The sequence below is a fragment of the Bacillus sp. EKM208B genome (assembly GCF_011800725.1).
GTDB lineage: Bacteria > Bacillota > Bacilli > Bacillales > Bacillaceae > Bacillus > Bacillus velezensis.
In genome coordinates this window covers 1-12477 of record NZ_JAANHO010000010.1, presented here as the reverse complement: position 1 = coordinate 12477, position 12477 = coordinate 1, and the positions used below count along the sequence as shown (strand labels likewise).

The 12477-nt window shown below is 46.9% G+C and carries 12 protein-coding genes, 2 tRNA genes and 1 riboswitch; of the genes, 7 read left to right on the top strand and 7 right to left on the bottom strand.

Going from position 1 to position 12477, the window contains the following annotated elements; translation table 11 throughout:
• Positions 1 to 28: 28 nt before the first annotated feature.
• Positions 29 to 1189, bottom strand: a complete 1161-nt coding sequence (locus G9F75_RS16265) for an MFS transporter (RefSeq protein ID WP_007409299.1) — start codon at positions 1187 to 1189, stop codon at positions 29 to 31.
• Between the two features lie 54 nt (positions 1190 to 1243).
• Positions 1244 to 1343, bottom strand: a riboswitch (purine riboswitch).
• A gap of 178 nt (positions 1344 to 1521) precedes the next feature.
• Here G9F75_RS16265 and G9F75_RS16260 point away from each other — a divergent pair.
• The 3 genes from G9F75_RS16260 (at position 1522) to G9F75_RS16250 (ending at position 4249) form a co-directional block, all read left to right on the top strand.
• Positions 1522 to 2238: a GntR family transcriptional regulator gene (locus G9F75_RS16260; RefSeq protein WP_014417057.1), complete on the top strand. Its 717-nt coding sequence runs from the start codon at positions 1522 to 1524 to the stop codon at positions 2236 to 2238.
• A 120-nt stretch (positions 2239 to 2358) separates the two neighbouring features.
• A complete protein-coding gene (locus G9F75_RS16255) occupies positions 2359 to 3045 on the top strand; it encodes a FadR/GntR family transcriptional regulator (protein ID WP_021495017.1) in 687 nt (228 codons plus the stop codon).
• Positions 3035 to 4249, top strand: coding sequence for a CynX/NimT family MFS transporter (locus G9F75_RS16250; protein WP_167409237.1), 1215 nt, complete (start codon positions 3035 to 3037; stop codon positions 4247 to 4249). Before G9F75_RS16255 ends, G9F75_RS16250 begins: the two co-directional genes overlap by 11 nt.
• A 59-nt stretch (positions 4250 to 4308) precedes the next feature.
• Here G9F75_RS16250 and G9F75_RS16245 read toward each other — a convergent pair whose 3' ends face one another.
• The 6 genes from G9F75_RS16245 to G9F75_RS16220 form a co-directional block, all read right to left on the bottom strand.
• Positions 4309 to 4623 carry a DMT family transporter gene (locus G9F75_RS16245; protein WP_003156024.1) on the bottom strand — a complete coding sequence of 105 codons (315 nt, stop codon included), beginning with the start codon at positions 4621 to 4623 and terminating at the stop codon, positions 4309 to 4311.
• Positions 4623 to 4952 carry a DMT family transporter gene (locus G9F75_RS16240; RefSeq protein WP_021495015.1) on the bottom strand — a complete coding sequence of 110 codons (330 nt, stop codon included), beginning with the start codon at positions 4950 to 4952 and terminating at the stop codon, positions 4623 to 4625. The genes G9F75_RS16245 and G9F75_RS16240 overlap by 1 nt, the downstream gene beginning before the upstream one ends.
• A gap of 76 nt (positions 4953 to 5028) precedes the next feature.
• A complete protein-coding gene (locus tag G9F75_RS16235) occupies positions 5029 to 5610 on the bottom strand; it encodes a TetR/AcrR family transcriptional regulator (protein ID WP_007409294.1) in 582 nt (193 codons plus the stop codon).
• 116 nt (positions 5611 to 5726) lie between these two features.
• Positions 5727 to 7289: an APC family permease gene (locus G9F75_RS16230; protein ID WP_007409293.1), complete on the bottom strand. Its 1563-nt coding sequence runs from the start codon at positions 7287 to 7289 to the stop codon at positions 5727 to 5729.
• A 237-nt stretch (positions 7290 to 7526) separates the two neighbouring features.
• Positions 7527 to 8381 carry a manganese catalase family protein gene (locus G9F75_RS16225; protein WP_022552682.1) on the bottom strand — a complete coding sequence of 285 codons (855 nt, stop codon included), beginning with the start codon at positions 8379 to 8381 and terminating at the stop codon, positions 7527 to 7529.
• A gap of 111 nt (positions 8382 to 8492) precedes the next feature.
• Positions 8493 to 8960 (bottom strand): SRPBCC family protein, encoded by a 468-nt coding sequence (locus G9F75_RS16220; protein ID WP_017419162.1) that lies wholly within the window; start codon positions 8958 to 8960, stop codon positions 8493 to 8495.
• A gap of 127 nt (positions 8961 to 9087) precedes the next feature.
• On the opposite strand from G9F75_RS16220, the gene G9F75_RS16215 reads away from it, so the two are divergent.
• The 4 genes from G9F75_RS16215 (at position 9088) to G9F75_RS16200 (ending at position 12397) form a co-directional block, all read left to right on the top strand.
• Positions 9088 to 10089, top strand: coding sequence for an acrylyl-CoA reductase family protein (locus tag G9F75_RS16215; protein ID WP_167409236.1), 1002 nt, complete (start codon positions 9088 to 9090; stop codon positions 10087 to 10089).
• 428 nt (positions 10090 to 10517) lie between these two features.
• Positions 10518 to 11936, top strand: a complete 1419-nt coding sequence (locus G9F75_RS16210) for a sugar porter family MFS transporter (protein ID WP_021495013.1) — start codon at positions 10518 to 10520, stop codon at positions 11934 to 11936.
• A 302-nt stretch (positions 11937 to 12238) separates the two neighbouring features.
• Positions 12239 to 12315: transfer RNA gene (locus G9F75_RS16205), tRNA-Arg, on the top strand.
• Positions 12316 to 12323: 8 nt separating this feature from the next.
• Positions 12324 to 12397 (top strand) — tRNA-Gly (locus tag G9F75_RS16200).
• The last annotated feature ends 80 nt before the right edge of the window (positions 12398 to 12477 follow it).

The window sequence follows — 12477 nt, the reverse complement described above, 5'->3', positions numbered from 1 at the left end:
CTCCTTTGGCTTTTTTGCGGTCTCACATTTATGCGGATTTTCTTTTCAAAGCGGGTCTCGTTAAAGAGAATACAGCTAACGCGACAGCGATAATGACAATCAAACCTCCGCACCAGGCTGTTGCTGTGACTGAACCGGTTTGTCCGATCACGCCGCCGCCGATGGCTGACCCGAGCGCGATGCCGATCTGCAAAGCGGACGTGTTGAAGCTTTGCTGAATATCGGAAGACTCAGGCGCAATTTTGATTAAATAGCTTTGCTGCGCCGGCGCAAGGCTCCAGCTGAGCAATCCCCAGATCACCATCGCAGGCAGGAAAATGATTAAAGAAACCGTTGTCAGCGGAAGGATAAACAGGATCAGAGCGAAAGAAACGGTCACAAGCATGATGCTTTTAAATGCCCCTAAGCGGTCATACAGCCAGCCTCCGAACGGGCCGCCGCATACCGCTGACAGACCGAACAAAAAGTAGCATACACTGACCCAAACGGAACTCAAATGAAGCGTTCTTTCCAAAAAAGGCGCAAAGTAGGCATAGAGTGTGTAATGCCCCGCCAATGTAAACAAGGTGACAAGATGTGCGCTGGCAATTTTGGCGGTCCCGATCGTCTTGATCTGCTCACGAAACGGAATCATTTTTTCAGCAGGTATTTTTTCGAAAAAGACGCTGATAATCAGCATGGAAACGAGAGATAATACGCCGATTCCCAAGAACAGAACGCGCCATCCGAAGGCATTGCTGATGATAATACCGACAGGCACGCCTAAAGCGATTGCGGAGCTGAACCCCATGAAAATGATGCCGATCGCCCGCGCTCTGTATTCAGGTGCCACGATTTTAGGAGCAATCGTTAAAGAAAGGACCACAATCAGCCCTGTGCTCATGGAAGCGAGCACCCGTGACACCATAAGTACGGCGAAATTGGGACTGAAATAAGCGACCAGATTACTTAGGAAGAAAATAAACAGTGCGATTAAATAAAGCCGCTTTCGTTCAGCCTTTGCCGTCACTGCCAAAAGCAGCGGGCCGGATACCGCGTAACCGAGCGCAAACACGCTGATCAGCTGCCCCGCGCTGACGATGGATATATCTAAGTCGGAAGCGATTTGCGGAAGAATACCGCCCACAATTAATTCAACCAATCCGACTGCGATGGTAGATGCTGCAAGCAGAAATACTTTGAAATTCATGTACAGATACTCCTTTTTTTATTTTTTAGAAAATAAAAAATCCTGATTACAAAAAGTGTACGGGACAATTTTTGTAATCAGGATTTTACGGTTCCTGGTAGACACCCTCAAACCATATCATTGAGGTTATACAATGTATGCAATATTCGGTTGTGTCCGTTTCTGCAAAAAATTCTACCATAATAGTGAGGGAGATTCCATAGAAAATTCGAGGAAATCCTTTCAAATTTCAATATCGGCGGCTGTAACGTCATTGATGAAGCAGGGAAAAAAATTTATGATAACCGTAAGGAGTCTATACAGATCAAACATTATACAGCCGGAGGAAACCGATGAATAAGTACGAAAAAATCGCCAACGAAATGAGAAAGAGGATTAAAAGCAGTGTATATGACATAGATCAGCCGATCCCGGATGAAAAGACGCTCGCTGCGGAGTTCGGGTGCAGCCGGATGACGATGAAGCGGGCGCTTGATACACTTGCGGCTGAAGGGATGCTTTTCAGAAAAAGAGGGCACGGCACGTTTATCATTCAATCAGCCATGCAGGATGAGCACGTTCACGTAGTCAGCAACGAAATTCTCGGCTTGAGCAATTTGTTAAAAGGCAAAGATATCAAGAGCAAGGTCATCCGGTTTGAAGTGCAGTTTCCGTCTCAAGATGTCGCCGCACATTTGGCCATCGATGAAAAGACTCCCGTCTATTATGTAGTGAGGCTCAGAATCGTTGAAGGCGAACCGTACGTTCTTGAAAAAACGTACATGCCGGCGAGCCTTATACCCGGCATTAATGACGAGGTGCTCAACCATTCCATCTACGATCATATTACGCGGGAACTCCAGCTCAAAATCGCAGGCTCACACAGAAAAATCAGAGCGTGCAAGTCGGATGATATGGATCAGCAATATCTCGGCTGCCGGCCGGATGACCCGATACTTGAAGTCGAGCATGTAGGCTTTTTGGACAACGGCACTCCCTTTGAATATTCATTTTCCCGCCACCGTCATGACAAGTTTGTCGTGACCTCAGTCAATATAAAACGTTCATAAAGCGCCGAAGAGTGAGAGAAAAACTCACTCTTTTTTTGTTGCCGCTGATTTACATCTTCGCTTCTTTTATGTTATATTACCCAATGATAGAATCATCCTACAAATTTCAGAGGTGTTTTGATGGAGATATCCAAAACAAGCAGACTGTCGCTCGTAGAACAAGTGGTGGCGCAAATTGAATCGTTAATTCAATCGGATAAATGGCCGGTCGGGACGCGCATTCCCCCTGAGCTGGATTTAATGAAGCAATTTGATGTGAGCCGAAACACATTGCGTGAGGCCATTCGGGCGCTCGTACATGCCGGCCTGCTTCAGACAAGGCAGGGAAGCGGTACGTATGTCAGCTCATCCAGTGTTCTCGGCGCGGCATTTTACCGCCATATTAAAAAATCAAATTTGCTTGAAACATTAGAAGTCAGATACGCACTCGAAAGAGAAGCTGCACGATTGGCGGCGGAAAGGCGTAATGACGAAGACCTGAAAGCACTGAAGGCATGCTTGGATGAATGTGAAGCGGCCTTGCAAAATGAAGATCGAAAACGGTATGCCGAAGCCGACATTAAGCTGCACAAAACCATTGTACAGGCGGCCCATAACAACATGCTTTCTGATCTATACGAGCATATGACGGAGGCGCTTTGTACGTCAGTCCATAACCTGTTGGAAATCACCCCTGCTATCCGGATCCACACCCAGCTTGCCGCCGCGATTATCGGACAGAAACCGGATCAGGCCATGGAGGCCGTCAACCAATACATCAGAGTATTTAAAGATACAATACACATGGAGGATGAACATGAAAATTAAAGACGAACATCAAATTCTGCAAGCAAGTCAGCGTAAAAAACTGATATTGCTGGTCATCGGAGTCATATTGATAGGGGCCAACCTCAGAGCGCCTCTGACATCGGTCGGGCCGCTCGTTTCCTCAATTCGGGACAGCCTCGGCATGACCAATGCGGCTGCCGGCACCATTACGACAGTGCCGCTTTTGGCCTTTGCATGTCTGTCACCGTTGGTACCTTTATTGTCCCGGCGCTTCGGGACCGAGATTGTCTTACTGTCATCATTAATTGTCCTGACAGCCGGAACTCTGCTGCGCTCCATCGCCGGAATCGGCACTCTCTTTTTCGGAACGATCCTGTTGGGATTGTCGATCGCCGTATGCAACGTCCTGCTGCCGAGTCTCATTAAACATAAGTTTCCCGGAAATTTAGGCATCATGACCGGCGTCTACTCGGTTTCTATGAATCTGTGCGGCGCGATTGCATCCGGCATCAGCGTGCCGATCGCCTCTTCAGCGGGGTTAGGCTGGAAAGGCGCGCTCGGCTGCTGGGCTATCCTTTCTTTCATTGCGTTCGTCATGTGGATTCCGCAAATGCGAGGACGCGAACTGCCCGTCCGCACGACTGGGACAAACGGAGAGAAGAAAAGCAGTCTGCTGCGGTCTCCGCTGGCTTGGAAGGTGACGATGTTCATGGGGCTGCAATCCCTTATTTTTTACACCGTCATCGCTTGGCTGCCGGAAATTCTTCAGCAGAATGGACTCAGCTCAAGTAAGGCGGGATGGATGCTTTCATTAATGCAATTCTCAGTCCTGCCGATTACTTTTATCGTGCCGATCGCTGCCGCTAAAATGAAAAATCAGCGCGCACTCGCCGGACTGACGGCTTTATTTTTCCTTATCGGCATTGCCGGCGTTCTTTTCGGAAGCCCGGCTCTCACTCCGCTATGGGTCATTTTGATCGGAATTGCGGGAGGCTGTGCGTTCAGCTTGGCGATGATGTTCTTCAGCCTGCGGACCCAGCATGTTCATGAAGCCGCGGCGCTTTCCGGCATGGCCCAGTCATTCGGATACCTGCTTGCCGCGTTCGGCCCGCTCGTATTCGGTTTGCTGCATGACATCACGCGCGGCTGGACGGTTCCGTTATTCATGCTGATCGCAGTCTCCGTTCTGATTTTCATTTTCGGAGTCGGAGCGGGAAAAGCGGAACAGATCAAAACAGCATAAAAAAACAAAGGGCCCGCTTCGGGTCCTTTGTTTTTTATTTAAAAAGCTGTCTCAGGCCGTCACGCTGTCAGTTTTAAGCCGATGACACCGATGAGGATAAGCCCCAGAGACACCAATTGTGACAGATTGAATTTTTCTTTAAACCAAAGTATGCCCACGGCCGAAACGCCGATGCTTCCCATGCCGGTCCAAGCCGCATACGCGACACCTGTGGGAAGAACCTGCATCGCTCCGGAAAGGCAAAAGAATGAAAGCATAAAGCCTGTTACCATGACAATCAGCGGCCACTTTTTTTTAAAACCGTCAATATGTTTCATGGCAACGGCCGCTACAACTTCCTCCGCTCCGGCAATAAATAACAGCAGCCATGCCATTAATGTTCACCCCTTGTTTCAGTTTCTTTCGTAAATACCTTCATTCCTAAAATGCCGGACAACAGCAAAGCTAAAAAGATTATTTGCCCGATTGAAAACGATTCGCCTAAAATGACGCCCGTTACATATGTGCCGACGGTGCCTATTCCGACAAAAACGGTATATGCGGCAGCCATCGGAATTTTTTTATAAGAGCGGATCAGCATCAGAAAGCTGACGGCAATCAGAAGGAAAATACCAATCCAATCGAAGAGCGAATCCGCATGCTTCAGGGCGGACGCCCAAACGACTTCTAACAGTCCGGCTATCAATACAAGCAGCCAATACATGATACAGTCACCTCAGTTAGTTATGAATGAATGTCAGTCATTTTTACGGCGGTCAAAAATGATCGGTCTCCGCCAATCATTTCTGCAAGCTTCTTTTGAGAAAGCTGAATATTTCTTTTTTATATACTTCGAGATCGACATCCTGTTCACAGCCGATATAAAACCGTTCAGCCGCGTTCTCGACAACGTTGATAATCGTTCTGGCCGTCCATCTGACATGAATGCCGCTGTGGACCTCACCCTGTTCAATGGCCGTATTGATCACGCCTTCCAGCCAGGAATAATAAGGCTGATAAATGGCTTCCCATTTCTCCATCGAATGATCGATAGCAAGACCGGAATAACAGAGAACGATAATATCTTTATGAAGCCGGGTGATGTGAAATGTCTCATCTACCAAAATGTCCAGCAACGTCCAAAAATCTTCAGAACCGTCCGTTTTCCCTTTTATTCTGTCCAGCGTAGTGTCGAGCAGGTTTTCTGCAATCGCGGATATCAGTGCGTTTTTAGAAGAAAAATATAAGTAAAACGTACCTTGGGCCGTGCCGGCTTTTTTGACGATTTCTGAAATGGATGCTTTGTCTAATCCTTTTTCAGAAATGACTTCAATCGCGGCTTGCAGGATCTTTTCGTATTTTCCCGAGCTTTGTTTTGCCAATAGAGGGGTTCCTCCTTTTATGAATGACTGTCATTCATTTTATCGCATGTTCGCTTTTTTGTCATCCTTTAAAATAAAAATACCGGAAAGAAGACCAAACTTCTTTCCGGCATTCGTCATTTATCACTGTCGATCATAGCCTTCGGCAGTCCCGTATATTTTGCCCAGTAATAAATACCGAGCGAACCGATGGCGATCAGAATCAGGTCAAGCGGATTGCTGATAATGCCCAATCCGTGGCCGAACGAGCCGAGATAGGAGAAAATCAGCATCATGACATAAAAGCCGACGATCCACCATGCTGATTTCAGCTGCTGCCGTATGCTGACATCATCTTTGGGAGCATATTTACTGAAACAGAGATAGATCAGAAACATGACAATTTGAGAACCGAGAAGCCAGGATACGGTGCGCCATCCGGACCAATATACAATATAAGAGGTAAAAATAAACGACAGCGGTCCGATGATGCTCATCCCTTTTAAATAAAACGGTCTGTTAATATTCTTCGCGTTGACTCTCAGCGCCGCAGAAGAAATCGGCGCAATCGCATAAGACAGAATCAATGCGACGGAGCATACGTTGACAAGAGCGTTCCAAGAAGGGAACGGAAGCGTCCAAAAAACAGCCAGACCGAACGAAAGCCAAAGGGAGGCACGCGGTGTCCCGGTTTCTTTATTGACTTTAGAAAAAATGCTGAATAATGTTCCGTTTCTGGCCCAGGCATAGACGAGACGTGAAGTCGTATTCATAAAGATATTTCCGTTACCGCCCGGTGATAAAATCGCATCTAAAATGACCAATGTCGCCAGCCACCCCAAACCGAGCAAAACGGCGATATCTTTGAACGGAAGGGAGAATTCAGTCCCGATAGCCGGCCATCCGTGCTTCAAGGTATCCGCCGGGATCGCCCCGATAAAAGTGAGCTGCAGCACGGTGTAAATAATAGTAGACACGATAATACAGACAATCAATGCGATCGGAATGTTCCGCTTCGGATTCTGCACTTCACTCGCGACAGCCACAATCGGATGCAGCCCAAGGTATGCAAACATGACGCCGCCTGTGGAAATCGCGGCCTGAATTCCGGTGAAGCCAAAAGGCGCGAATCCGTGAACGGTCATATTGCCCGGGTGAAAATGAAAAATCAGTACCACAATTACCGTAATCGGTACGACATATTTAAAAATCGAAATAATGAAGTTTGCTTTCGCAAAGGTTTTGACACTCCAGTAATTGAGGAGGAAGAACAGGCAGAGCAGCGCAAATTGCAATATCCACCCGGCAATTGTCGGAGAATCAGAGCCTTTTACGGTCAAACCGGGAAACCAATACGCCACGTATTGGCGGACTGCCGTGACTTCTATAGAAATAAGACTCGTGTATGCCACAATGGTGACAAAGGAAATTAAATATCCGACCAGGTGCCCGTGTGAATATACGGGATACCGGATAATTCCCCCGGTCCGCGGCAGCGCGGCGCCCAGTTCCGCATAAACCAAGCCGATCAATAAGATGATTCCCCCGCCGATCAGCCAGGAAAAAACGCCTGATGGGCCCGCTTTAGAGGCGACGTTACTGACGGCAAACAGCCATGCCGAACCGAATATGGCTCCCATGCCGATTAAAATAAGATCAAAAAGTGACATAGTTTTCTGGAAGTTTCCTTGCTTAGACATTCGCTGCCTCCTTAGAAAAGACATTGTTCTCTTTACATAATTCCCATTATCATTCAAACATACCCAGCCGGCCGGCTGGAAAATTAGGACAACTTTCGAAACGAAGTATGTACAGCAATGTGCTCACATTATAATAACGGCCGTATGGCAAGATCTCCCGGCTTATATTCCCCGTTTTAAACACATTCAAACCTCATATTCAGAAAAACAAAAAACGCCCGAAACAGGCGTTTTTTGTTACAAGTTCATATCTTTCAGTCCGGGGCTGTGCTCATTCGGAAGCTCGGGAAGTTCCGGCACGGGGAAACCTTTAGGAGGCTCGGACACACTTAATTCGCCGCCGTTTCGGCTCGGCGTCGTTCCCTGCAGAATTTCTCCGATCCGTGTCGGATCCAGTCTGAAATTAAATTGGGTATTATGATAACCCATCTCAACGAATTTCCGGCATTCCGGGTATTTTTCAATATCATAATTCGGCACGGGAAATAATTTGCCCCATTCGACACCCAGTGTTTCCAACGCTTTTGTAAATGCATTTTGATGGGCGTTGTCACGGACGATCAGAAATCCGAGTGTTTCTCTGAACGTCTGATTTGAACTCATTTCATAAATGCGTGTCTTTTGCAGCACGCCGGTTGATTCCAGCACGACATTGTCCAATAAATCGGAAATCAGATTCCCGTGGTTGTATACCCAAGACCCGTTCCATGGATTGCCGCCGGCGTCTACAGGAAGAGAACTTTGCGCCCCGATGATAAAATGGTGCGGATTGGCGTGTTTCACCGCTTCATCAAGCGGCGCCTGATCTGCTGCCTGATTTCCGGCGCCCTCACCGCCGCTTTCATCTAGCAGCGCATTGATCGTACTTTGGACGAGTTCAACGTGTGCGATCTCTTCTAAAAATACACCGCGAAGCAGATCGCGGAACTGTTTTTCTTTTCCTCTGAAATTAGAGCTTTGGAAAAAGTATTGCATCATCGTCCGCATTTCTCCGTAGTGCCCGCCTAAAATTTCCTGAAGCACCTTGGCCGCGGCCGGGTCCGGCTTGTCCGGTTTAATGATATTGATCAGCTCTTCTTTGTAATAATACATAAACAGCGCCCCCTGAAAGAAGTTTTCGGTTCTTCTGTTAGTGTCTTTGCAAAGTCAGTTTTTATGTATCGGCATCAAAAAAAGGACGGAAAGCGTGTCCGTCCTTTTGTGTTAAGCCTCAACCGCCCCGCGAAGTTTCGTGTTGACAAGCCCGTTCCATCCTTGATCCATCGTACTGTGAATCTCGGAGCTTTTCCGATTGACTTTATTGATGACGGCTTCCGGCTCTTTCCATCCGCCGTGAATGAGAGTGAATTCCGTATCTCCGCTTTCCGTTTCCTTTAAGACAAAAGAAACGATCCAGCCTTCCGTATCCCACGAAAAAGAAAGGCGGTACGGCGCTTCAATATCCAGCAGCTTGCACGGAGAGGGACCGAACGGAGATTCCAGCTGAAACTCACTGTCTTCTTGAGGTGTGAAATCATTCGGCATAAACCAGAGAGACAGGCCGTCCGCAGTGGAGACCGTATCCCAGACAACTTGTATCGGCGCCTTGAAAACGGCGGTATGAATAATGTCCGGTAATGGCTGATTGCCGCTGTTGTTGTTTTTGTTATCTTTGTTTTGTTTATCAGACATGATGCGTAACCACTCTTTCGCTGTTTTTACTTTTGATCATACTACACGGGGCAGGACATTTGAAAACAAATCAAACTTATTTTATGCTTTTTCAAAGCCATTCAATTCATTTTAAGGAGACGTAGTGATGACAGATCAATTTAAAGCGTTAGTAGTCGATCAACGTGAAGACCGGTTTTCAGTCAGCGTACGGGAGCTGGCGGTTCAGGACCTTCCCGAGGGTGAAGTGCTGATTAAGGTTTGCTACTCAGGGGTGAATTATAAAGACAGCTTGGCTGCCACTCCTGACGGCAAGATCGTAACGTCGTATCCTTTCGTGCCGGGAATTGATTTAGCGGGAATCGTTGTTTCCTCAGATGACGCCCGTTTCAAAGAGGGGGACAAAGTCATTGCGACAAGCTACGGCATAGGTGTTTCCCGCTTTGGCGGTTATAGCGGGATGGCCCGCATTCCGGCAGATTGGATCGTGCCGCTGCCTGAAGGTCTGACACTTAAAGAAGCCATGACGATCGGAACCGCCGGCTTCACTGCCGCATTGTCCGTCCAGCGTCTTGAAGAAAACCATGCCGCTCCTGAAAAAGGGAAGGTGCTGGTGACGGGAGCGACAGGCGGCGTCGGAAGCTTTGCCGTCTCCATTCTTTCAACCGTAGGTTACGAGGTCGAGGCCAGTACGGGAAAAGAGGAAGAAAGCGGCTATTTGAAGAGCCTCGGAGCGAAGACGGTCATTCACCGTGATGAAGTGTATAACGGCACGTTAAAACCGATGCAAAAACAAAAATGGGCAGCGGCCGTCGATCCGGTCGGAGGTGAGCCGCTTGCTTCAGTTCTCAGCCAGATTCAGTACGGCGGATCAGTTGCTGTGAGCGGACTGACAGCGGGAACGAAACTCCCTGCTACAGTCTTCCCGTTTATATTGCGCGGCGTCAGTCTCTTGGGAATCGATTCCGTATTCTGTCCGATGGAGACAAGAAAGAAAACATGGCAGCGTTTAGCTGATGACTTCAAGCCTGCAGATCTGGAGGCCTTTATTCAAAAGGAAATTACACTTGAAGAGCTGCCGGATACGCTTCCTGCCCTTTTAAAAGGAGAAGCGAGAGGGAGAACGATCGTTACGATAAACGAAGAATAAAACAAAAACCCCCAACTGCTGATTGGGGGTTTTCAATATATAATCAATTATTTATTGAAGAGAGGTTAACTATTGAGTATATCGTGAAAATGAGTTGATTAAAAATATAAATTGATTACATATAGGTAATATAAAGGTAAGTTATAAAATTTTCTGAAATATTTATTGACTGAAAGCGCTTTTAAAATTATGATAATAACATAAGTACCAATAATATCATTATAACTTCACTACAAAGTAACTATAAAATAACAATTTGACGAGAGGGGAGAGCGAATAATCACTATAAATGATAACGCTTTCAGATCATTTTCTTCTTATATAACTGTTTTGGACGGTCAGAACTTGTATGCAGACGTTATAGGTGTAAATATTGATAACTGAATATTCCGATATTATCTCTGTGTAAAAACTAGGAGGATTTGAAGATGAATAAAAATAGCAGCCAGCATTCATTTTTAAGAACCATCATTTTGGTATCGACATTCGGGGGACTTCTTTTCGGCTACGATACAGGTGTAATTAATGGGGCGCTGCCGTTTATGGCGGAAGCTGACCAGCTTAATCTTACGGCTTTGACTGAAGGGATGGTGGCGAGCTCCCTGCTCTTGGGGGCTGCGATCGGAGCAGTTTTCGGAGGGAGATTGTCGGACTATAACGGCAGACGTAAAAATATCCTTATCCTTGCCGTTTTGTTCTTTGCAGCGACGCTTGGATGTACACTGGCGCCTAACGTATCGGTTATGATCATCTCCCGTTTTCTGCTGGGGCTTGCCGTCGGGGGAGCATCCGTAACCGTTCCGGCATATTTGGCTGAAATGTCGCCGGCGGAAAGCCGAGGGAGAATGGTTACCCAAAATGAATTGATGATTGTAACGGGCCAGCTGCTTGCCTTCACGTGTAATGCTATCATCGGCAATGTGCTTGGTGATACCTCTCACGCCTGGCGTTATATGCTCGTTATCGCGGCCCTTCCGGCGGTATTCTTGTTTTTCGGTATGCTGAAAGTTCCTGAAAGTCCGCGCTGGCTGGTTTCTAAAGGAAGAAAAGAAGATGCTCTGCGCGTTCTCCGGCGAATAAGGAATGAAGAGAAAGCTAAGTCTGAGCTCGCTGAGATTGATTCTGCCTTTCATAAGGAAGCTGAGATGGAGCAGGCCACCTTTAAGGATCTTGCCGTTCCGTGGGTGCGCCGCATTGTGTTTATCGGGATCGGAATTGCGGTAGTGCAGCAGCTCACCGGCGTGAATTCAATTATGTATTATGGAACTCAAATTTTAAAAGATGCCGGTTTCGAGACAAAAGCCGCATTAATCGGCAATATTGCCAACGGTGTGATTTCGGTGCTCGCGACTTTTGTGGGAATATGGCTTCTCGGCAAAGTCGGCCGCCGCCCGATGCTGATGACGGGGCTGATCGGAACGACTGCGGTGCTGCTTTTGATCGGAGTTCTGTCTGTCGTGCTGAAAGGATCGCCTGCTCTTCCTTATGTGGTTCTTTCATTAACAGTCACTTTCCTTGCGTTTCAGCAGGGGGCTGTCTCTCCGGTGACCTGGCTGATGCTGTCGGAGATATTCCCGCTTCGATTGCGGGGACTTGGTATGGGGGTCACTGTCTTCTGCCTCTGGATCGTGAACTTCCTTGTGGGTTTAACTTTTCCGGTCCTGCTCGCAAACATAGGATTGTCTGCAACCTTCTTCATTTTTGTCCTGTTTGGGGTAGTGTCCGTTATTTTTGTGAAAAGGTTCCTTCCGGAAACGAAAGGTCTGTCGCTCGAACAGCTTGAACAAAACTTCCGTGCTTATGAAAAAACAGATCGTAATAGCGCAGAAGCTGAGGTGAGCGGGTAATCTGAATAGACGCGGGGTTCCTAGGAATCCTGCTTTTTTATTTATTATATAGAAGGGAATAATAAGTGAGAAAAAAGTTTCGTAAAAGTGTTGACCTCATTTAAAGTGCATGGTATATTATTAAACGTCGCTGATGAACAAAGCGATAACGACAAATGAGAAAATGATCTTTTGAAAAAAAGGCTTTGCAAATTCTCAAAATCGTGTATAATAAATGAAGTCGAGAAAAAGACTTCGAAAGAAATAAAAAAACACTTGACATCATAACTGATTGGTAGTATGATAGTTAAGTCGCCTGATAAGCGCCCGTAGCTCAATTGGATAGAGCGTTTGACTACGGATCAAAAGGTTAGGGGTTCGACTCCTCTCGGGCGCGCCAATACAAACGCGGGTGTAGTTTAGTGGTAAAACCTCAGCCTTCCAAGCTGATGTCGTGAGTTCGATTCTCATCACCCGCTCCATTATAATGATCTTTGAAAACTAAACAAGACAAAACGTACCTGTTAATTCAAAGTTTTAAATAAATCGCACAGCGATGTGC

What these genes read in the sequence shown, in the direction of transcription:
- G9F75_RS16220 (WP_017419162.1), bottom strand. Translation starts at nt 8,960, where the DNA reads ATGTCTGATAAACAAAACAAAGATAACAAAAACAACAACAGCGGCAAT.
- G9F75_RS16260 (WP_014417057.1), top strand. Translation starts at nt 1,522, where the DNA reads ATGAATAAGTACGAAAAAATCGCCAACGAAATGAGAAAGAGGATTAAA.
- G9F75_RS16265 (WP_007409299.1), bottom strand. Translation starts at nt 1,189, where the DNA reads ATGAATTTCAAAGTATTTCTGCTTGCAGCATCTACCATCGCAGTCGGA.
- G9F75_RS16230 (WP_007409293.1), bottom strand. Translation starts at nt 7,289, where the DNA reads ATGTCTAAGCAAGGAAACTTCCAGAAAACTATGTCACTTTTTGATCTT.
- G9F75_RS16255 (WP_021495017.1), top strand. Translation starts at nt 2,359, where the DNA reads ATGGAGATATCCAAAACAAGCAGACTGTCGCTCGTAGAACAAGTGGTG.
- G9F75_RS16245 (WP_003156024.1), bottom strand. Translation starts at nt 4,623, where the DNA reads ATGGCATGGCTGCTGTTATTTATTGCCGGAGCGGAGGAAGTTGTAGCG.
- G9F75_RS16210 (WP_021495013.1), top strand. Translation starts at nt 10,518, where the DNA reads ATGAATAAAAATAGCAGCCAGCATTCATTTTTAAGAACCATCATTTTG.
- G9F75_RS16250 (WP_167409237.1), top strand. Translation starts at nt 3,035, where the DNA reads ATGAAAATTAAAGACGAACATCAAATTCTGCAAGCAAGTCAGCGTAAA.
- G9F75_RS16215 (WP_167409236.1), top strand. Translation starts at nt 9,088, where the DNA reads ATGACAGATCAATTTAAAGCGTTAGTAGTCGATCAACGTGAAGACCGG.
- G9F75_RS16240 (WP_021495015.1), bottom strand. Translation starts at nt 4,952, where the DNA reads ATGTATTGGCTGCTTGTATTGATAGCCGGACTGTTAGAAGTCGTTTGG.
- G9F75_RS16225 (WP_022552682.1), bottom strand. Translation starts at nt 8,381, where the DNA reads ATGTATTATTACAAAGAAGAGCTGATCAATATCATTAAACCGGACAAG.